The organism is Halorubrum salsamenti (assembly GCF_007671685.1).
In the GTDB taxonomy this organism is placed as follows: Archaea; Halobacteriota; Halobacteria; order Halobacteriales; family Haloferacaceae; genus Halorubrum; species Halorubrum salsamenti.
On the sequence record NZ_VCNL01000001.1, the window covers coordinates 715,169 to 735,195 of the forward strand.

General features: G+C 68.1%; 15 protein-coding genes and 1 pseudogene. 2 read left to right on the forward strand and 14 right to left on the reverse strand.

Annotation, left to right across the window (positions count from 1 at the left end; genetic code table 11):
- Nucleotides 1-39: 39 nt before the first annotated feature.
- Nucleotides 40-237, reverse strand: a complete 198-nt coding sequence (locus FGL94_RS03520; RefSeq protein ID WP_008003718.1) for a DUF5800 family protein — start codon at nt 235-237, stop codon at nt 40-42.
- A gap of 102 nt (nt 238-339) precedes the next feature.
- Nucleotides 340-522, reverse strand: a complete 183-nt coding sequence (locus FGL94_RS03525) for a DUF5786 family protein (RefSeq protein ID WP_050026968.1) — start codon at nt 520-522, stop codon at nt 340-342.
- A gap of 174 nt (nt 523-696) precedes the next feature.
- On the opposite strand from FGL94_RS03525, the gene FGL94_RS03530 reads away from it, so the two are divergent.
- Complete coding sequence (locus tag FGL94_RS03530) at nt 697-1,827, forward strand: polymer-forming cytoskeletal protein (protein ID WP_144920982.1); 1,131 nt, start codon at nt 697-699, stop codon at nt 1,825-1,827.
- Between the two features lie 621 nt (nt 1,828-2,448).
- Here FGL94_RS03530 and FGL94_RS03535 read toward each other — a convergent pair.
- A complete protein-coding gene (locus tag FGL94_RS03535) occupies nt 2,449-4,149 on the reverse strand; it encodes an acyl-CoA mutase large subunit family protein (RefSeq protein ID WP_144920984.1) in 1,701 nt (566 codons plus the stop codon).
- A gap of 108 nt (nt 4,150-4,257) precedes the next feature.
- Here FGL94_RS03535 and FGL94_RS03540 point away from each other — a divergent pair, with 108 nt between their 5' ends.
- Entirely contained in the window at nt 4,258-4,614 is a 357-nt protein-coding gene (locus FGL94_RS03540; protein WP_144920987.1) for a hypothetical protein, read from the forward strand.
- A gap of 42 nt (nt 4,615-4,656) precedes the next feature.
- On the opposite strand, the gene FGL94_RS03545 is transcribed toward FGL94_RS03540, so the two are convergent.
- The 11 genes and pseudogenes from FGL94_RS03545 to FGL94_RS03595 form a co-directional block, all read right to left on the reverse strand.
- Nucleotides 4,657-6,351, reverse strand: coding sequence for a potassium transporter TrkG (locus FGL94_RS03545; RefSeq protein ID WP_144920989.1), 1,695 nt, complete (start codon nt 6,349-6,351; stop codon nt 4,657-4,659).
- A 1-nt stretch (nt 6,352) separates the two neighbouring features.
- Complete coding sequence (locus FGL94_RS03550) at nt 6,353-7,036, reverse strand: potassium channel family protein (RefSeq protein ID WP_144920991.1); 684 nt, start codon at nt 7,034-7,036, stop codon at nt 6,353-6,355.
- Nucleotides 7,037-7,117: 81 nt separating this feature from the next.
- Nucleotides 7,118-7,960, reverse strand: a pseudogene (locus tag FGL94_RS03555) (universal stress protein); the annotation flags it as partial.
- A 99-nt stretch (nt 7,961-8,059) separates the two neighbouring features.
- Nucleotides 8,060-10,450, reverse strand: a complete 2,391-nt coding sequence (locus tag FGL94_RS03560; RefSeq protein WP_241659119.1) for an amino acid permease — start codon at nt 10,448-10,450, stop codon at nt 8,060-8,062.
- Nucleotides 10,447-10,887 (reverse strand): universal stress protein, encoded by a 441-nt coding sequence (locus FGL94_RS03565; protein WP_144920993.1) that lies wholly within the window; start codon nt 10,885-10,887, stop codon nt 10,447-10,449. The genes FGL94_RS03560 and FGL94_RS03565 overlap by 4 nt, the downstream gene beginning before the upstream one ends.
- 120 nt (nt 10,888-11,007) lie before the next feature.
- Nucleotides 11,008-12,546, reverse strand: coding sequence for a TrkH family potassium uptake protein (locus tag FGL94_RS03570; protein WP_144920995.1), 1,539 nt, complete (start codon nt 12,544-12,546; stop codon nt 11,008-11,010).
- A 630-nt stretch (nt 12,547-13,176) separates the two neighbouring features.
- On the reverse strand, nt 13,177-14,679 hold the full coding sequence (locus tag FGL94_RS03575; RefSeq protein ID WP_144920997.1) for a TrkH family potassium uptake protein: 1,503 nt from the start codon (nt 14,677-14,679) through the stop codon (nt 13,177-13,179).
- A gap of 7 nt (nt 14,680-14,686) precedes the next feature.
- A complete protein-coding gene (gene trkA / locus FGL94_RS03580; protein ID WP_144920999.1) occupies nt 14,687-16,024 on the reverse strand; it encodes a Trk system potassium transporter TrkA in 1,338 nt (445 codons plus the stop codon).
- An 84-nt stretch (nt 16,025-16,108) separates the two neighbouring features.
- On the reverse strand, nt 16,109-17,002 hold the full coding sequence (locus FGL94_RS03585; protein WP_144921001.1) for a mechanosensitive ion channel family protein: 894 nt from the start codon (nt 17,000-17,002) through the stop codon (nt 16,109-16,111).
- Nucleotides 17,002-17,247, reverse strand: coding sequence for a YhbY family RNA-binding protein (locus FGL94_RS03590; protein ID WP_128904590.1), 246 nt, complete (start codon nt 17,245-17,247; stop codon nt 17,002-17,004). The genes FGL94_RS03585 and FGL94_RS03590 overlap by 1 nt, the downstream gene beginning before the upstream one ends.
- A gap of 272 nt (nt 17,248-17,519) precedes the next feature.
- On the reverse strand, nt 17,520-20,018 hold the full coding sequence (locus FGL94_RS03595; RefSeq protein WP_144921003.1) for an efflux RND transporter permease subunit: 2,499 nt from the start codon (nt 20,016-20,018) through the stop codon (nt 17,520-17,522).
- Nucleotides 20,019-20,027: the final 9 nt, after the last annotated feature.

The window sequence follows — 20,027 nt, forward strand, 5'->3', positions numbered from 1 at the left end:
GGTCTCGCCGTCGCGCGTCCGGTCCGTCTATGTCGCGACCTACAGGACGTCGCCGATCCGTACCGGCTCGCCGTCGAGATCGGGCTCCTCGGCGACGATCTGTAACACTTCGTGATCGGTGACGTCGCGGTACCCCTTCCCGGTCGCCTCCTCGATCAGGTCCTTTTCGAGTTCGAACTCGGTGCCCTCGTAGACGACGTCGACGCCGTCATCGGTGAACGTCAGGTCGGTGCTCATGGAGGGAGGTAGGCTGCGACCGGATAAAAGGGGCGTGACACGGCCGCGATCGACCCGAAAACCGTTCTCCAGCGCTCTCCCGCGTTCGGGGCGACGGGCGACCTACTCGTCGTCCTCGTCGTCTTTCATCTCCGAGAGCCGGCCGACGAGGTCGTCGGTCGACGCGCCGCCCTCGATGGAGACCTCGCCGTCGTGGTCGTTCTCGTGGACGTTCACGGCGCTGTCGTCGTCGGTATCTACGTCCTGATCCTTCTGCTCGCTCTCGTCGTACGATCCGAATCCCATGCCTGAGCCTTCCGCGCCGGCCTCATAAGGGTAGTGACACCGCGACGGTTCGGCAACGCCCCCCACACGGAACCGGGGCGGACCGACCGTCGTGTTCCGCGCACTGCCCGTCCGCGTCCGACGCGCGTCGGACGACCCCACACGGTTTATACGGGCGGAGGGAGTTCTCCCGGTGTGTCGCTGAGGGGAGGCGGTCCGATAGAGGAGCTCGCCGTCCCGTCCGGGACGACCGTCGAGGAGCACGACCTCGTCACCGACGGCGACGTGCTCGTGGGCGGCCAGTCGACCGTGGAGTTCGGGCTCCGCGGTCGCAACGTCGCGCTGGGCGAGCGCGTGAGCGTCGAAAACGACATCGAGGCCGAGGGCGACTGCCGGTTGGACACCTGGTGTTCCGTCGACGGCAACGTCCTCGTCGGCGAGGACGCGTACCTCGGCGAGCGGGTGACCGTCACCGGCCGGCTGATGGTCTCCGGCGACCTCGACATCGGCGACGACGTGACGATCGAGGAGGGGTTCGAGGCGAACGGGTGGATCGTCATCCGGAACCCCGTCCCCACCCTCGTCTTCTACTTCATCGTCCTCTCTCAGCTCTTACGGCTCGGCGAGACCGACGCGGCCGACGACCTCGCGGAGGCGCTCGCCGACGGCGAGGAAGTGCGAGACCCCCTGCTGGTCCCGCGCGGCGCCGAGATCTCCGACGACGCGTGGCGCGTCTCGACGCCCGCGACCGTCGGCGACGACTGTCGGCTCCACGGCAACCTCCGGGCGGAGTCGATCCGCGTCGGCGAGCGCGACGAGGTGTTCGGCTCCCTGCGCGCCCGCGAGGGGATCACGGTCGGCGCGGACACGACGATCCACGGCGACGTCACCACGCGCGGCGGAACCGTCACCGTGGAGGCCGGCGCGCGGGTCCTCGGCGACGTCTCCGCCGGCGACCTCGTCGTGCACGACGGCGCCGAGATCGACGGCACCCTCCGCGCCCGCGGCGAGATGAAGCTCGTTCAGGAGACCGGCGGCGACGAGGGTGGAGCTGGAGAAGAGGGGGCCGATAGCGATGGCGGCGACGACTCCACGGACGACGTTAAGTCGGACTCTGAAGCGACGGACGACGAACGGGCGGACTCGGAAACGATGGCCGACCCCGACGAGGACGACGCAGCCGACGAGGACGCAGCCGAGGACGACGCCGAGTCCGGCGGTGAGAGTTCTGACGATGAGTCCGATGCCGAGGACTCGGAGCCGAAGGGTTCAGATGATGATGAGCCAGAGCCCGAAGAACCAGACGTCGACGCTGAAGCGACGTAGCTGAGGTCATTTACAATCGATGAGGTCCGTTGAAATCCTCCTCTTCAGACAGAGAATCGTCCGAAACGACCGTTCTCCCAAGCGTGCTTCTTGATCGATAGCGGGAGTGAGTGTTGCAGATCGGGGGCGGTGATGACGTATTTAAACGACTGTGAGCGACAGCGACGGTCGCTTATAAATGGGTCTGCGGTGGCGCGCGCCCGTGAGCGGCCGACAGGCCGCGAACGGCGCCGCGCGAGGGAGTCGGCCGGCGCTTATAAGTGCCGGCCGACGAGGCTGGGGAGGCGTGAGGCTGCGGTTGCGGTGCTGGAGGACTCAAAGGGGCAGTCGCGAGGGCGAAGCACGCCGCAGTAAGCACCGCAGCGAGGGAGCGCTAGCGACTGAGCGAGGAGCACAACAAGGCGCGCGAGCCCTCGCGGCTGGGGCTTTGGAGACCCTCACCGCAAAGCCGTCGATCGCTTATAAACAGCCGACAGCAACACCGCGACCCGACTTATAAACGACCAATCAACCGCACCGATATACCTACTCCCGCTATCGATCAAGAAGCGGTCCACATCGACCAACCCTTTCGGACTGACAGACGTGCGAACCGGAGGTGTTCAACGGCGCTTCATTCGCTTACGCCACGCCGACCCGCTCCCGGTAGGTTCCGTACTCCGCCTCGAACACCGCCATGATTTCGCCCATCGTGGCGTACTCCTTCACCGCCGCGACGATCGCCGGCATCACGTTCTCGTCGGCGTCGATCGCCCCCTGCAAGTCGTCGAGGGCCGCCTCGACCGCGTCGTCGTCGCGCTCCGCTTTCACCGATTCGAGCCGGTCGAGCTGTCGCTCCCGCGTCGTCTCGTCGACGTGGAGCAGGTCCGGGCGCGTGTCGTCGTCGATCTCGTAGGCGTTGACGCCGACCACGGTTTCCTCGCCGCTGTCGACGCGCTCCTGGTACTCGTAGGAGGCCTGCTGGATCTCGCGGTGGAAGTACCCCTCCTCGATCCCGCGGAGCACGCCGTCGCGGACGGAGCCGTCGCCCATCTCCCTGATCTCCTCGATGTACGCGGTCGCCTCCGCCTCGACCTCGTCGGTGAGCGCCTCCACCGCGAACGACCCGCCGAGCGGGTCGACGATGTCGGCCGCGCCCGACTCCTCGGCGATGATCTGCTGGGTGCGGAGCGCGACCCGGACGGCCTGCTCGGAGGGGAGCGCCAGCGCCTCGTCGAAGGAGTTGGTGTGGAGGCTCTGGGTGCCGCCGAGCACGCCCGCGAGCGCCTGGAGCGTGACGCGGACGACGTTATTCAAAGGCTGTTGGGCCGTCAGCGACTGGCCCGCGGTCTGCGTGTGGAACTTGAGCCGCTTCGAGGCGTCGGCCTCCGCGTCGTACCACTCGTCCATGATCCGCGCGTAGATCCGGCGGGCGGCGCGGAACTTCGCCACCTCCTCGAAGACCGAGTTGTGCGAGTTGAAGAAGAAGGAGAGCTGCGGGGCGAACGCGTCGACGTCGAGCCCGCGGTCGAGGCAGTCCTCGACGTACGCGAACCCGTCGGCGAGGGTGAACGCGAGCTCCTGGACCGCCGTCGACCCCGCCTCGCGGATGTGGTACCCCGACACCGAGATGGGTTTGAACTTGGGGGTCTCCTCCACCGCGAACTCGATCGTGTCCGTCACGATATCGAGGGATGGCTCCGGCGGGACCACCCACTCCTTCTGCGCGATGAACTCCTTGAGCATGTCGTTCTGGAGGGTTCCCCGGACCTCCTCGCGCGGCACGCCCTGCCGGTCCGCGATGGCGACGTACATCGCGTAGATCACGGGCGCGCTCGGGTTGATCGTGAAGGAGGTGGACACCTCGCCCACGTCGATGCCGTCGAACAGCACCTCCATGTCCCGGAGCGTGTCGACGGCGACGCCCTCCTTGCCGACCTCGCCGAGCGACATCGGGTCGTCGGAGTCGAGCCCCATCAGCGAGGGCATGTCGAAGGCGGTCGAGAGCCCGGTCTGGCCCTCGTCGATCAGGTAGTGGAAGCGCTCGTTCGTCTCCTCTGCGGTGCCGAAGCCGGCGAACTGCCGCATCGTCCACGTCCGCCCGCGGTACATCGTCGGGTAGACGCCGCGGGTGTACGGCTCCTCTCCTGGGAAGCCGAGGTCCGACTCGTAGTCGATGTCGGCCACGTCCGCGGGCGTATATAAGCGATCAACTTCGTGGTTCGACACCGTCGCGAACCGGTCCTTTCGCTCGCCGTGGCTGTCGAGGGCCGGATCGAGCGTCTCCGCCTCCCACTCCGCGTGGGCCTCGCGGATCTCGGAGAGCTCCTCGTCGTCGTACATGCCGGCAGCTACCCGCCGGTCCCGTATAAATATTCATTATGATTGGAGACTCTCACGGTCCGATCATCCCACGGATCCATTATATGCGCTCGGAATCAATCCCCGACTATGGCCGACTCCTCGGAGCGTCCGACGCCGCCCGAAGGATTACCGCCGACGATCGTCGACGCGCTGACCGGTTGCACGCCCGATGAGCTTCGGAAGGCGATCGTTCACGCGCAGGAGCTGCTCCACTTCCACGGGGAGGCGGAGCTTCCCGTCGAAGCGGAAGCCAACGACGACATTCTCCGAGTCACTGAACACGAGGGGTACACCGAGGTCGTGAAGCAGTTCCGGTGTGCCGACGGCTGCGACGACTGCCCGCACGGCCCCTACCTCTACCACGTCACGGAGGAGCCCCAGCCGGACGGGAGCCGCAAGGTGCACTGGTCGTTCATGGGAACGGTACAAGCACAAGAGGAGTGAACGAGAGACGGAGGCGGTCGGTTCCGACGGGTTACCCGGGTGCTACGGGTTCAGCCCCCGGATCCCGGCTCGGATGAACACCAGCACCGGAATGATCTCCAGCCGCCCGATCCACATGTTGAAGAGGAACATCGCCTCCGCCACCGGCGACATCGACGGCCCGGTGATCCCGGACGAGAGGCCGACGTTCCCCTGTGCGCTGGCGACCTCGAACAGCGCGTCGGCGTAGTCGAACTCCGGACCGGCGACGTTGACGAGCACGAGGCTCCCGACGACGAGCGCGACGAGCCACAGCAGGGTGACGATGGCGGCCTCTCCGAACTCGCGTTCCATCGTCTCGCGGTCCAGCGTCCGATCGCCGATGCGCGCGGTGACGACGGCGTTACTCGGGAGGAACACGCGGGAGAACTGCCAGATGATCCCCCGCGCGACCGTGTACGCCCGAACGATCTTGATACCGCCGACCGTGGACCCGGCGGCGCCGCCGAGTACCATCGCCCCGACGACCAACACCTTCGCGCCGGCGACCCAGTTCCCGATCGGCGCCGACTGGAAACCGGTGGCGGTCATCGCGCTGATCCACTGGAACGTCGAGTCCCGGACCGCATCGAGTCCCGCTCCGTCGAGGAGCGGCACCGGAAACGCGAGGAACGACTCCGTCGCGAACGCGTCGGTAGCCACCGGAACGGACGCGACGTTCTGCACCGAGAGCGCGGCGACTCCGGCCCCGAGCAGGGTAAACAGCCACCGAGTCTGGAGATCACCTACCAGCTCGCGCAGACTCCGATCCCTGAGGACGACGTAATGGACGGGAAACGCGATCGCGCCGAGGATCATGATCGGCAGCAGCACGGCCTCGACCAGCGGCGAGCCGTACGTCGCGATCGAGTCGTCCGTGACGGAGAACCCGCCGGTCGTCAGTCCGGTCATGGCGTGGTTGAGCGCCTGCCAGGCGGTCTCGCCGAGCGAGAGCGACTCGGCGTAGTCGCTCCCGCTCGCGCGGATCGCGACGAACAGCGCCGCGAACGACAGCAGCGTGTAGCCGACCACGAGCTTCCAGACGGTCCGGACCGTCGAGACGACGCTCGGGTGGATCTTCCGCTCTCGGGCCTCGCTCCGGTAGAGCGCGTAGCTCCCGCTGCCGGGACGCGAGAGGATGGAGACGGTGAGGACGATGACGCCCACGCCGCCGACCCACTGGATGAACGACCGCCACCACTGCACCGCCCGCGGCAGCGACGGCTCGTGGACCGCCATCGTCAGGCCGCTCCCGGTCCAGCCGCTCATGCTCTCGAAGAAGGCGTGCAGGGGGTCGCGGAAGTAACCGAGACTGGAGAGCGTCGTGGCCCCGCCGACCCCGATCGGTTCCCACGACGACGTGTCCGCGGCGGCCGGAACGAACGCGTCCATGACGGCGGGCGGCGTCACCCACGCCGTCAGAAACAGCGGGAGGGCGCCGAAGGCGGCGACCATGAGCCACCCGCCGGCGGCGATCACCATCCCGTGTTTCATCTTCGGCTCCGGGGCGTCGGCGAACCGCCGGTTAGCGAGGCCGCCGACGAGGGCGGTCACCCCGCCCGCGACGAGGAAGCCGAGCGCCGCGTGGAGTTCCCGAAACCCGAGGGCGACGATAACGGTGACGGTCATCAGCCCCGCCTCCATCAGGAGGAGCGAGCCGATGTCCCGGGCGATCACAGCCAGATCGGACGGGAGTCGGCCGCCGTTCCGTTCGGCCATCTCAGCCGTGGTCCTCCGGGTGACCGAACACGTCCGTCACCTCGGGAGTCACGCCGCTTCCCGAGTACACCGTGAGCAGGTCGCCCGCCTCGATTCGCGTGTTTCCCCGCGGTGTTATCGGAGTGTCTGTCCCGTCGCGCTCGACGGCGACGATCAGCGTCTGTCCGCCGATCAGGCCCGCCTCGTCAGCCTCGCGCAGCGTCTTCCCGGCGATCGGCGCCTCGGGCCCGACGGTGATCTCGAACACCTCCGCCTCCTCGCCGATGTGCATGAAGTCGACAACCGACGGTCGGCTCACCGCCCGGTAGAGGTACTCCGCGATAAGGCTCTGGGGGTTCTGCATCGTGTTGACCCCGATCTGTTCGAACACGTTCATATGCTCGGGGTTGTGGACGACCGAGACGATGTTCGGGACGGACAGCTCCTGTGCCAGCAGACAGACCATGATGTTCGTCGCGTCCTGATCCGTCGTCGAGATGAGGGCGTCGGCGCGGTCGGCCCCGGCGTCCTGTAACGTCTCCTTCGATGTCGCGTCGTCGTTGATGACGAGACAGTCGTACCCTCGGGACGCCCGCTCCGCCCGTTCCTCGTCGCGCTCGATGACGACGACCTCGTTGCCGCTCTCGGTCGCGAGCTTGACGAGCGGCGTCCCGATGTCGCCCGCGCCCACGACGACCAAATACATGTGACGGCGTTTCAGAAGCGACCACCGAAAGCCTACCGCTCCGCGCGGAAACACGGGCCGGGTCCACCGCAGCGGACGCTCTCAGTGCCCGCCGAACAGCCGCTCGCGGAGCGACCGCGAGGACGGTCGCTCCGCGAGCAACACCGGCGTGTCGAGGCGTTCGATGGCGTCGTACGCCAGCGATCCGCGGACGATCCGCGAGAGCAGCCCGCGCTCCGTCGCGCCGACGATAACGAGGTCGTACCCCCCACCGAGACGGCCGATCGCGTCGTCGACGTCGCCCGTCTCGATTCGCAGGTCGGCGTCGCCCAACCCGTGGCCGTCCGCCCAGTCGACGAGGAACTCACGGCCGGCCGCCTCGGCGCCCGACTCGACGACGTGCAGCAGCGAGACGTCCGCCCCGGCGACGTCCCGGAGCGCCGTCGCGACTTCCGCGGAGAGGTCGGAGGAGGGGCCGCCGGCGGTCGGCACGAGCACGTCCGAGGGGTCCAGCCGCCGGCCGTCCAGGACGAGGAAGTCGCACGGGAGGTCGTGGGTGAGTTCGTCCAGCGACCCCTCGACGCGCCCGCCAGCGAACCGCGTCCCGCCGTACCCCATCACGACGGTGTCCGCGTCGTTCGTCCGCGCCGCGTCGAACACCTCCTCGATCCCGCGGTGCGAGAGGACCGTCTTCGTCTCTATCGGCACGTTGAAGGCGGCCGCGTCGGCGACGGCGGCGTCGAGCAGCTCCTCGGAGGACCGGTCGAGCTTCTCCCGGTCCTCCGCCGCCTTCTCGAGCGACGTCTGATCCGGAACCGTCACGACGTGCGTCGCGAGCACGCGCCCGCCCTCGTGCCGGGCGAGCGCGCCGGCGAGGGCGACGAGCGCGCTCTCGGTCCGCGGGTTCGACACCGCGACCATGACCGTCGGTCCCTCGGTCTCCGTCGGCGCGCCGGCGCCGATCGTCATCCCGAACACGGTCCCTCGGTCCTCGGCGAACGTCTCCTCGCTCGTTCGTCCGTTCCGCTCATCCGTCCGCTCCGCTCACTCGTCCACCCGCGTGACCTCGTCGTCGCTCCTCGCCTCGGCGACGGCGCTCGCGTCCTCCGCCTCGGCGACGGCGCCCGCGTCCTCCGCCTCGGCGGTGTCGGTGGCGTCACCGTCCTCTACGTTCGCCCGGGAGCCGCTCCCGAACAGCCGAGCACGGATGCCGCGTTCGTCGCGCTTCTCCGCGAGCAGCACGGAGCACTCCACGTCCTCGAGCACCTGCAACACGAGCGATCCGCGGACCAACCGCGAGAGCAGTCCCTTCTGAGTCGCGCCGATGATCAGCATCGTGGCGTCGCGTGCGGCTCGGTCGATAGCGGCTTCCACGTCTCCGCTCTCGATCCGCAGCGTCGCGTCGGAGAGGTCGTGCTCGGCGGCCCACTCGGTGAGGAACCGCCTTCCGGCGTCCTCGTCGTCGGCGACGTGAAGGAGGGTGACCTCGCCGTCGAACTCCGTCTGGAGCATCTTGGCGACCGCGCCGGACAGATCCGAAGACGGCCCGCCGGCGGTCGGCACGAGGATCCGCGAGGGGTCGAACCCGCGGTCGCGGAACACGAGGAAGTCGGAGGGGAGCGAGTGCGCGAGCTCGTCGACCGCCGTCTCCGCGCGCCCCGGCGCGCCGTGGGAGTCCTCGCCCCAGCCCATCACGGTGAGATCGGCGCCGTACGTCTTGGCGGCGTCGAACACCTCCTCGAACACGCGGTGCGAGAGGACGACGTGCGTCTCCACGTCGACGCCGAACGTCTCGGCGTCGTCTCGGGCCGCGTCGAGGAGGTCGTGTGCCGCCTCGTGAGCGCCGCGGTCGCGGGCGGCCTCCAGCGACGTCTGGTCGGGGACGTTCGCGATGTTGACCGCGACGACCGTCCCGTTCCGCTGCTTGGCGATGGCCGACGCGAGCGTGATCAGGTGCTCCTCGGTCGCCGGATTCGCGAGCGGCACCATCACGCGGTAGTCGTCGCCGCTCGGCTGGACCGACGTGGCCGCCGACACGGCGGGCTTGGGCAGCTCGTCGGAGCGGTCGAGGATCCACGTCCCCAACACGCCGCGGGCCTCGACGCGGGTGCGGGCGTACAGCAGGTACCAAAGCACGGCGAAGGCGACGAGTCCGAACGAGATCAGGATGATCGTCGGCTCGATGTAGGCGATCAACGCGAACGACGACACCGTCCCGATAATCGGGACGGCCGGGTAGAAGGGGACCTCGAAGTCGGGGTCGTACCCCTCGACCTCCGACTCGCGCATCACGATGAGCGCGAGGTTAAGCAGCCCGTAGACGATGAGGTGGAGCACGGACCCCATCGTCGACAGCGACTCGACGCCGCCGGCGACGAGGAACACGAGGATGAGCGCGCCGGTGAGCGCGATCGACTTGTAGGGGGTTCCGAACCGGCTGTGGATCTCGTTGAGCTTCGGGGTGACGATCTTCTCTCGGCCCATCGCGAAGTTGATCCGCGACGACGAGAGGATCGAGGCGTTCGCCGACGAGGCGGTCGCGAGCAGTCCGCCGATCAGCAGCATGCCGGCGCCGACGGCGCCCAGCGAGTAGCCGAACACCTCGTAGTTGCCGAAGAGGAGACGCGCGGCGTCGACGACCGCGGTCTCGTTGTTCGCGACGAGCTCGTTCGGCACCGCCGCGAGCAGCACGACGAGGAACAGCGCGTACACGACCGTGACGATGACGACCGAGCCGAGGACCGCGAGCGGGAGGTTCCGCCCGGGGTTTTTGATCTCCTCGGCGACCGAGGTGATCTGCACGAACCCGAGATACGAGACGAAGATGATCCCCGTCACCGGGAGTACCTGGCTCGTCGTTCCCGGCGGCGCGATCGGTCGCAGCGACTCCATGTCGGCGTTCAGCATGCCGACGACGGTGAACACGGCGAGGATGCCCAAAAGCGACATCACGATGACGATCTGGAGTCCGCCCGTCTCCTTCGCGCCGAAGTAGTTGACCGCGATGAAAAGCAGCGCGCCGGCGAGCCCGATCACCTGCGCCGCCTCCAGCGTCAGCGGGCCGACCCCGACGGGGCCGAGCCCGACGAGCGCGTTGACGTACTCGCCGAAGCCGTACATGTAGAAGGCGGAGGCGAACGCGAGTCCGAGCCAGTTCGCCCACCCCGCGACGGAGCCGAACAGCGGCCCGAGCGCGCGGTTGACGTAGAAGTACGCGCCGCCCGACTTCGGCATCGCGGTGCCGAGTTCGGAGGCGGACAGCGCGGTGAACAGCGCGATCACGCCGCCGAGGACGAACGTGGCCGCCGCGAGCGGCCCGGCCCGGGCGACCGCGGTACCGGGGAGGACGAAGATCCCGGCACCGATCATCGTCCCGATCCCGATCGTGAGCGCGGCGAGGGGGCCGAGGTCCTTTGCCAGCTCCTCGTCGCTCATTCGGTCGATCCCTCGGGCGGGAGCGCGATTACGGGTACGTGCGACTTCGTCACGAGCTTGAGCGAGAGGTCACCGGAGAGGAACTGCAGCAGGCGGTTGCCGTCCCGCGAGCGGTAGGCGATGGCGCTCGCACCGACCTCGTCGACGGCGTCGAAGATGGCTTCCACGACGTCGCGGGCGTACGCGGTGTGGTCGTCGGCGTCGGGGAACACGGTTCGGACCGCGGCGTACGACTCGGCCGCGAGCTCCTCGGACTGTTCGACCGGCGACTTGTCGGGAGTGCCGCCGCCCTTCTCGACGACGTGGAGGGCGGTCACGCGCTCCGGGCGATAGGGTTCGAGCGCGCGCGCCGTCGCCAGCGCGTCCTCCTCGTGGGCGACCGGCAGGAGAACGTGGTCGAGCAGGTCCCGTTCCACCGGTTGGTCAGTGCTCGTCATACCAACACTCATAGCCTCGCCAGTTAAGAAGATACGCTCTCAGACGTCGCGTCGTTAGCTGAGTCCAAGTCTCGTCTCCCGCGGTTAGAGCGCGTCGCTGGTGCTCTCGAACGCGGACCGTCAGCGCTCGTCGATTCCGGTGACGAACAGCGCGAGCACGGGAACGATCTCCAGCCGACCGACCCACATCAGCCCGATCATCAACAGCTTCGTCGTGTTCGGCAGGAACTCGTAGCTCCCGAAGGGACCGAGCGGACCGAGGCCCGGTCCGATGTTCCCGATCGTCGCCAGCGAGGCCGCGAACGCCTCCGTACCGGTGAGCGCCTCTCCGACCCGCGCCGTGTCGATTTCGATGAACACGGCCGCGAGCGCGAACAGCAGGAAGTACAGGAGCGTGAACACCAGGATACCGCGGATCACGTCTTCGTCGACGACCTCGCCGCCGAGTCGTACCGGCCGGACGACGTCGGGGTTCGCCGTCGTGTACAGCTCCCGGCGAAGCGTCTTCAACAGGATGAGCCACCGGATGATCTTGATCCCGCCGCCGGTCGAACCCGCCGAGCCGCCGAGAAACATCGCGAACAGAAGGAGGAACTGCGTCTGGGTGTCCCACTGCGCGAAGTCCGCGGTCGCGAACCCGGTCGAGTTCAGCAGCGAGGCGATCTGAAAGGCGCCCTGTCTGAGCGCGTTCTCCGTGACGCCCTCGGTGACCCCTCCGATTTCGGTGACGGGGGCACCGCCGTAGAACAGCCCGACCGCGAGCACCGCCGCGAACCCGGTCACCAGCCCGAGGTACATGCGGAACTCGGTGTTCTCGAACATCCGCGTCGGGTCGTCGCGGAGCACGAACCAGAACAGCGCGAAGTTCACTCCGGCGATCACCATGAAGGGGACGAACACCCACTGGACCACGGGCGAGAACGCCGCGATGCTCTCCGCCTGCGGCGAGAATCCGCCGGTCGGGAGCGTCGAGAAGCCGTGAGCGATCGCGTTGTACAGGTCCATGTTCGGCGCGAGCGGCGTGAGCCCGAGTCCGAACAGGATCGCGATCAACGCGGCCGTGAATCCGGCGTAGATCAGCCAGAGCGCCCGCGCCGTCTCGGCGATCCGCGGCGTGAGCTTCTGGAGTCCCGGGCCCGGCGCCTCCGATTTCATCAGCTCCGCGCCGTTGACCGCCAGCTGCGGGAGGATCGCGACCATCAGCACGATGATCCCCATCCCGCCGAGCCACTGCGTGAGCTGCCGCCACATCAACACGGCGTGCGAGTGTTGCTCGAAGCTGATCTCCGCGGTCGCCGTCGCGCCGGTCGTGGTGAATCCGCTCATCGACTCGAACAGCGCGTTCACCGGGTGCCCGAGCGCCGAGGCGGTCCCGTACCCGGCGATGACGTACGGGACCGCTCCGACGATCGCGGCCATGAGCCACGCGAGCGAGACGACCGCGAGCGCGTCACGCGGTCCGAGATCCGGCTCGTCGTCGAGCCGTTCCATTCCCGCGCCGAGCGCGACGCCGATCGCCAGCGAGACCGCGAACGCGACCGCGTCCTCCCCGTAGATCAGCGCCACGACGAGCGGGACGCTCATCGACGCCGAGAGGTATTTAACGACGCTCCCGGTGTAGCTCAGCGTCGCCCGCGTGTTGACCGTCGTTCGCGTCACGAGTGTCCCTCAGAGGTTCCGATGTGAGCCGTAGCTTTCCGATGCGATAAGAAGCCGTCGGTAGGGGTCCAAGGCTTTTTAAAAGTCATCCGTCGGTGGTATCCTCGGATACGCTTCCGATCCGACCGGGACGGCTGCGATCGATAGCGAGAGTAGGTATCGCAGATCGGCGGCCGCGAGCCAGCCCGCGAGGGACGCCGCGAACGCCCGCAGGACGTGAGCGGCGAGGTTGGGGAGGAGTGAAGTGCGGGTGCTGTGGGTGGGACTCAAAGGGGCAGTCGCGAGGCGGACGCAGGCGACGTAAGTAGCGTGGCGCTACGCGCCACGGAAAGCCGGCGGCGAAGCCGCCGGCGACACCGCAGGAACGATCGAAGCGAGTGACGAGGAGCACAGCGAGCGTGCGTCCGCCTCGCGACTGGGGCTTTGGCGGTCGTCATCCCAGCAGCCTCAACCATTTATAAACAGCCAACGGCAACACCGATATTTCCTTATAAACCGCCTCACTCACGGCGTACTACATCTACTCCCGGCATCGATCGCCTATAATGCGCATTCGGTTTGAGGACCCGATTTAAAAAGCGGATACAACGACGCCGACTCCGTCGCTCGAGACTTGACCGCCGAGGGACGCTACGACGTCCAGAACGCCTTCGTGAACAGCACGAGCACCGGGATGATCTCGATCCGTCCGATCCACATGAGGACGATCATCACGGCCCGAGTGCTCATCGGGAAGGTCGCGAACGTCCCGTACGGTCCCGCGTCGCCGAACGCCGGGCCGATGTTGAGGAACGTCGTCGCCGCCGCGCCGAGCGCCTCGAACTCGTCCACGCGGAGATTCGCGCGCTCGGCGTCGACGACGATGACCACGGCGAGCAGGAAGAAGATGACGAGCGACAGGAGGAGGTACGCGTAGATGTCGCGGATCGCCCCCTCGTCGACCGGCTTGCCCGAGATCCGGACCGGCCGAACGGACTCCGGGTGGATCGCGGTGTAGAGGTTCCGGCGGAACGACTTCAGCGCGACCAGCCACCGCAGCGACTTGATCGAGCAGGTGGTCGACCCGACCATTCCGCCGACGAACATCCCCATGAACAGCATGTGCTTCGCCGCGGGCGCCCACAGCACGTAGTCGGTGCTGGCGTACCCCGTCGTCGTCACGATCGACGCGACGTTGAAGACGGCGTGGCGGATCGTCGCCTCGGCGCCGAAGGTGATCGTGGGATCGAGGAACAGGCCGACGGCGACGATCGACGCGAGCGTCCCCATCGCGCCGAGGTAGAAGTGGAACTCCTCGTTCCGCAACAGGCGCATCGGCTCCCCGTTGATGGCGAAGTAGATGAGGACGAAGCTCGTCGAGCCGATCACCATGAACGGGACGACGGCCCACTGGATGAGCGGGTGGAACGCGCCGACGGAGAGCGGCTCCGGCGAGAATCCGGCCGTCGCGACCGACGTGAACGCGTGCGCGACCGCGTTGTACAGGTCCATCTGCGGGTCGACGGCGAGTCCGAGCAGGAAGTAGACGGCGATCGCGAGCCCCGTGAGCCCGAAGTAGATCCCCCAGATGAGCCGCGCCGTCTGCGAGATCTTCGGCGTGAGCTTGTTGACGTCTTGGGTCTGCGACTCCGACTCCATCAGCTGGGCGCCACCGACCCCGATCTCGGAGAGCACCGCGGTCGCGAGGATGAGGATACCGAGTCCCCCGAGCCACTGGATCACCTGTCGCCACATCATCACGGACCGGGAGTGGATCGAGAAGTCCCGCAGGACGGTCGCGCCCGTCGTCGTCAGCCCGCTCATCGCCTCGAACAGCGCGTTCACCGGGTGCGCGACCGTCCCCACGCCCGCGACGACGAACGGGATCGCGCCGACCGCGGCGACGAGGAACCAGATCAGCGCCACCGCGAGGAACGCCTCGCGGGGCCCGAGGTCGACCGCCGGGTCCTGCACCGACCGGAACGCCGCGCCGAGCGCGAGCGAGACCGCGATCGCCGCGAGGAAGGGGAGGGGGGACTCGCCGTAGTAGAGGGCGATCAGCAGCGGGAACGCGAGCGGGATCGGGAGGGCCGCGAGGACGTCGCCGGTGAGTCCGACGCTGGCCCGCCAACCGACCCGGATCGTGGTGGTCACGGTCCTTTCACGCCATCGAGGTGATCTCGCTCACGGAGTCGGACTCCACGAACAGGATGACGTGGTCGCCGGCCCGGAGCACGGTGTCTCCGCGGGGGGTGACGAGTTTGTGATCGCGGGTGATCGCGCCGATGACGAACCGCACGTCGCTGTCGGCGACGATCTCCGAGATCGGCCGGCCGGTGAGCCCGCACCCTTCGGTGAGTTCGAGTTCGAGGACCTCGGCCTGGTCGTTTTCGAGGACGGCGATGTTCTCCGCGACGCTCTCGTAGGTGAACCGCGTGATCTCCTCGGCGGTCACGGTGCGGGGGTTGATCGCGATGTCGATGCCGATCTCCTCGAAGACGGTGACGTAGTCGGGGCTGTCCACCACCGCGATCACCCGGTCGACGCCCAGCCGCTTGGCGAGCACGGAGACGAGCAGGTTCTGCTCGTCGGACCCGAGCGCGGTGACGAGGATGTCCGCGTCGTCGACGTGCTCGCGGGAGAGGAACTCGGTGTCGGTGGCGTCGTGTTCCATCACGACCGTGTTCGGGAGATTCTCCGCCAGCCACCGCGCGCGGTCGGCGTCGCGCTCAATCAGCCGCGGTTTGAAGTCGCGCTCTTCGAGCAGTCGGGCGGTCTGGTACCCGATCTCGCTCCCCCCCACGACGACGATCTCGTCGGCGCGGCCGGGGGTCGTCTCCGGCGCGACGTCGGTCGCGAACGCCTGAACGCTCTCCGGGCTCCCGATCACGACAGCCCGATCGCCGGCCTTGATACCGGTGTCCCCGCGCGGGATCGTCATCTCCCCGTCGCGGAACAGACCGACAAAGGTGAGCGACTCGAAGCGGTCGGCCTGGGAGACGGTCTGTCCCGCGACCGGACTCTCCTCGTCGATCTCGAACTCGGCCATCTGGACCAGCCCGCTCGCGAACGGGTCGACGTCGATGGCGGCGGGGAGGCCGATGACGCGGACGATGTTCTCCGCGGTCAGGAGGTCGGTACACACCATGAAGTCGACGCCGAAGGCGCCCTCGTTCCCCTCCCACGTCCGGAGGAAGTCCGTGCTCTTCACGCGGGCGATGGTGAACCCCTCGCCGAGCGTCTTCGCGGCCCCGCAGGCGACGAGGTTCGTCTGGTCGTTGTCGGTGCAGGCGATCACCATGTCGGCCCGTCCGACGTCGGCCGCCGTCTGGATCTCCGAGGTGGTCCCGTCGCCGGCGATCGTGAGCACGTCGAGTTCGTACTTGAGCTGTTCCGCGCGGTCGGGGTCGACGTCGACGACGACGACCTCGTGGTCCGACGCGAGGCTCGCAGCGATGCTCGTCCCGACCTCGCCGGCCCCGATGACGACCACATGCATGGGCGCAACCAGAGACCCGACCCTCAAGTTCGTTACTATCGGGAGACGACCGGATCGCCGCGCGAGATCGCGTTCGACGGGCGCCTACGACTTCCCGCCGAACGACGAGGGCTCGGCCCACTCGTTCCGCCCCGAGACGGTGCGCTGCGGGAACGGGATCGAGATGCCCTCCTCGTCGAACCGCTGCTTGACGGCCTTCACGTAGTCGGCGCGGGCCTTCACGAAGTCGGCCCGCGAGGGGTCCTCGATCCAGATCCGCGACTGCAGGCCGACGTACGAGTCGGCCAGTTCGGTCAGCCGGACCGAGGGCGCGGGGTCGTCCAGGATCGCGTCGCTCTTCTCGGCCTCCTCGACGATGATGTCGGTCGCTTTCTCCACGTCGTCCTCGTAGTCGATCCCGAAGACGAACTTCAGCCGCAGCGTCTTCTTCGCGACCGGGTTCTTCACCACGTCGCTCGTCAGGGCGTGGTTCGGCACCGTGAGCAGCTCGTTGTCGAACGTCCGAACGCGGGTGACCCGGAGGGAGATGTCCTCGACGACCCCCGAGTTCCCCTGCCACTCGATCCAGTCGCCGATGCGGAACGGCTTGTCCGTGTAGATGAAGACGCCCGCGACGAAGTTCTTGATCACGTCCTGCAGCGCGAAGCCGATCGCGAGCGTCGCCGCGGCCGCGATCGTCGCCAGCGAGCGGAGGAACCCCTGATACCCCGCCGCTCCGAACGCGACGGTGACGCCCGCGAACAGCACGACGAACGCCACGAGCTTCTGGAGCGGGCGCCGGGCGTGCTCGTCGAGCCCCTGTCTGTCGAACAGTCGCGCCGTCAGCGGCGCGATAACGGACTTATAAAGCACGTACGTCGCGACGACGACGAGGAGGAAGATCGCGGCGTCGACGACGAGCCCGGTCAGCGGGCCGAGGTACGGTTCCAGCGTGCCCGCGACCGCGACGACCGCGGCTCCGTCGGCCGCGGCGCCCATCAGTGAAGCACCGCCGTGTTGCCGCGGGTCTCGATCAGATCCGCGTCGACGGCGTCAGCCAGTTCCGCGGCGAGCTCATCGGTCGTGGTCCCGCCCCGCGCGGCGCGGAGGAACTTCACCTTCACGAGCTTTCGGTCGTCGAGCTGGTCGTCGAGCTCGTCGACGACCGAGTCGATACCGTGTTTCCCGACCCAGACGGTGACGTCGAGGTCGTGCGCCTCCTTGCGAAGCTGTTGGTCGCTCATACACGGTGGAGTCGGCCGCGCGCATTGAAGCTTGAGGTTCGCGGGCCGGCTGATCGGGCTCGCGGGCCGGCTGATCGGGCTCGCGGACGCTCTCGCGGAGGCGGTCTACAGATCGCGCGCTACGAATCCCGTTCGCGCTCGACAGTGGGGTCCGGCTCCTCGGGGTCGTCGATGATGACGGCCGAGTTCGACGTATTCCGCGGTGTCCTCCGGCGTCTCCGTCTCTAACAGCCGGTCGAGCGCGTCGGTGAGGACGAGAGATCGACGAGCGACTAGTCCGCGCGTTCGCCCGACGTCTCGCGGAGTCCCCCGTCGAGCCCGAGTCCGACCCGGTCCCCGTACCGGTCCCAGACGACGACGAGCGAGGGGACGAGCAGGATCGAGTAGAGGTAGGCGTACAGCACGCCCAGCGCGAGCAGCACGCCGAAATCGCGGAGCAGGGGGATCACGGCGAGCCACAGGACGCCGAGCCCGCAGACGGTCGTGAGCATGCTCCCGGTGAGCGCGCCGCCGGTGCCGGCGATGGTGATGTCCAGCGCCTCGTCGATCGCGTGTCCCGCCTTGTACTCGTCGACGAACCGGTGGACGAAGTGGACGGTGTAATCCACTCCGAGCCCGATCGACACCGAGAGGATCGGGGCGTTGATCGGCGTCAGCGGAATCGAGAACAGCCGCATCGACCCCACCAGCAGCCCGACCGTGACGAGCACGGGCACGAGGTTGAGCAGGCCGTAGACGGCCTTCCCCTCCAGGTAGGCGTACGACAGCGCGAGGAAGACCGCCGTGAGCGCGAACGCGGCGAAGAGGCTCCGGATCGCGGACTCGGTGAGCCGATCGATCACGGCCTCGTTGACGACGAGGCTCCCGGTCGGCACCGCTTCCAGCGGGGTGCGCTCGGCGAGGTCGCGCACGTCCGCGACCGCCTCGGAGTTGTCGACGCCCGGTCGGATCGTGTAGTCGATCCGCGCGCTTCCGCGGTCCGCCGCGAGGTAGCCGCGGGCCTGCCCCTCGGCCGGGGAGTCGAGCAGGGCGTCGTACACCTCGTCGACGTTGCGGTCGGGCACTCCGGTCCCGAGCCGATCGTTGCGGTTGACGACGGCGGCGAATTCGGGGTCTCGCGCCGCCTGGTCCTCGATGACGGTCACGACGCTGGTCGAGGCCGCGCGCCGCTCGTCGGTCGTCGCGAAGGTGTCGGGCGGGTTGCGCGTGGTCCGGTCGATCAGCTCTAAGGCGTCGTCGTCTCGCACCGACTGGTCGACGTACAGCGTCACGCTCCCGACGAAGTCCTGCTCGAACTCCTCCTCGAACAGCGTGAGCACGCGCAGGAACGTGTAGTCGGTCGGCGCGAACGGCTCGGGGAGGTTCGAGTAGGTCTCCAGCCGGTCCTCGTCCGGGAAGAACGCCTCCTCGGAGAACTCCGTGTTCACCCCGGTGCCGTACGCGCCCCCGACCGCGCCGCCGACGAGGAGCACGGCGACGACGACGACCGGCGCGACTCGCGAGAGGTCGACGCCGACGCGCAGCACGCGGCCGAGCCGCGAGTCGCCCGCGCCGAGCGCGGTCGTGCCGAACTCGGGGATCGGGAGGCGCTCGCGCCAGCGGTCCGCGAGCACCTTCGCGGCGGGCAGGAAGATCCCGAAGACGACGAGCGTGAACACGATCCCGGCGGCGGCGACGATCCCGAAGTCCCGGTTGGGTTCGAAGGGGCTGGCCACGTTCGAGACGAGCCCGAACACGGTGGTGATCGTCACGAGCAGGAACGCGATGAGCAGCTGGTCGGTCGTCGTCCGCATCGCGGCCGCGATCCCCAACCCTTCGCCCCGCTCCTCGCGGTAGCGGTTGACGATGTGGATCCCGAAGTCGATCCCGACCGCGAGCAACAGCGGGAAGACGGTGACGAGCGAGTCGGAGAACGGTATCTGTGCGTACCCCATGAACCCGAACGTCCACAGCAGCGCCATCAGGAGCGCCACGAGCCCGATACCCATGTCGATCGGATCGCGGTAGGCGAACACGAGAAAGCCCAGAATCAACAGCAGCGCTGCGGGGAACACGATGATCGCGGTGTCGCCGAGCAGCGCGGTGATCTCCGACTGGAGCACGCCGTCGCCGAAGAGGATCGCGTTGTCGCCGGCCTCGTTGCCCGGTACCGAGTCGACGACGCCGACGCTGCGCGTCTGGAGCTCCGTCACCCGGGCGGTCGTCGCCGCGTCGGGCACGTCGTAGGTGATCCCGACGATGGCGGCGTCGGCGGTCTGGGCGGTCGGGTTGTAGTCCACCGACACCTGCGCCGCCACCGCGCCCGCCGCGTCGGCGTCGGCGATGGCCCCCCGAAGCTCCCGCGGGCTCGCCTCCGCCACCGCGTCACGCCGCTGGGCGGCGGTCTCCGCCGTCGGGTCGAGCCGGCGAGCGATCGCGTCCGCGTGGCTCGACGTCGACCCCACCCGGAGCGTCGACCGCGACTCCAGTCGCTCTTGGGTCTCCAAGATCCGTATCAGCGTCGGCCGGGAGAGCACGTTGTCGTCGGTGACGATCACCTGCGCGGCGGTGGCCGACCCGCCGATGGATGTCTCGAACTCCTCGTCGATGTCGTCTAACGCCTGCTGGGCCGGGATGTCCTGCGTGAACTGGTCGGCGCCGGCGCTCGTCTCGATACCGCCGAGCCCGCCGACGGCGACGACGCTGATCAGGAGGAAGACGGCGATCACCGCGCCCGGCCGCTCGGTGACGAACTCGTCGACCCGTTCGACGAACCGGTCGGCGGCGGTCACGGTCGCCTC

Excerpts from the sequence above, each read along its gene's own strand:
- FGL94_RS03520 (WP_008003718.1), bottom strand. The coding sequence starts at position 237 with ATGAGCACCGACCTGACGTTCACCGATGACGGCGTCGACGTCGTCTAC.
- FGL94_RS03525 (WP_050026968.1), bottom strand. The coding sequence starts at position 522 with ATGGGATTCGGATCGTACGACGAGAGCGAGCAGAAGGATCAGGACGTA.
- FGL94_RS03535 (WP_144920984.1), bottom strand. The coding sequence starts at position 4,149 with ATGTACGACGACGAGGAGCTCTCCGAGATCCGCGAGGCCCACGCGGAG.
- FGL94_RS03540 (WP_144920987.1), top strand. The coding sequence starts at position 4,258 with ATGGCCGACTCCTCGGAGCGTCCGACGCCGCCCGAAGGATTACCGCCG.
- FGL94_RS03545 (WP_144920989.1), bottom strand. The coding sequence starts at position 6,351 with ATGGCCGAACGGAACGGCGGCCGACTCCCGTCCGATCTGGCTGTGATC.
- FGL94_RS03550 (WP_144920991.1), bottom strand. The coding sequence starts at position 7,036 with ATGTATTTGGTCGTCGTGGGCGCGGGCGACATCGGGACGCCGCTCGTC.
- FGL94_RS03560 (WP_241659119.1), bottom strand. The coding sequence starts at position 10,450 with ATGAGCGACGAGGAGCTGGCAAAGGACCTCGGCCCCCTCGCCGCGCTC.
- FGL94_RS03565 (WP_144920993.1), bottom strand. The coding sequence starts at position 10,887 with ATGACGAGCACTGACCAACCGGTGGAACGGGACCTGCTCGACCACGTT.
- trkA (WP_144920999.1), bottom strand. The coding sequence starts at position 16,024 with ATGCATGTGGTCGTCATCGGGGCCGGCGAGGTCGGGACGAGCATCGCT.
- FGL94_RS03585 (WP_144921001.1), bottom strand. The coding sequence starts at position 17,002 with ATGGGCGCCGCGGCCGACGGAGCCGCGGTCGTCGCGGTCGCGGGCACG.
- FGL94_RS03590 (WP_128904590.1), bottom strand. The coding sequence starts at position 17,247 with ATGAGCGACCAACAGCTTCGCAAGGAGGCGCACGACCTCGACGTCACC.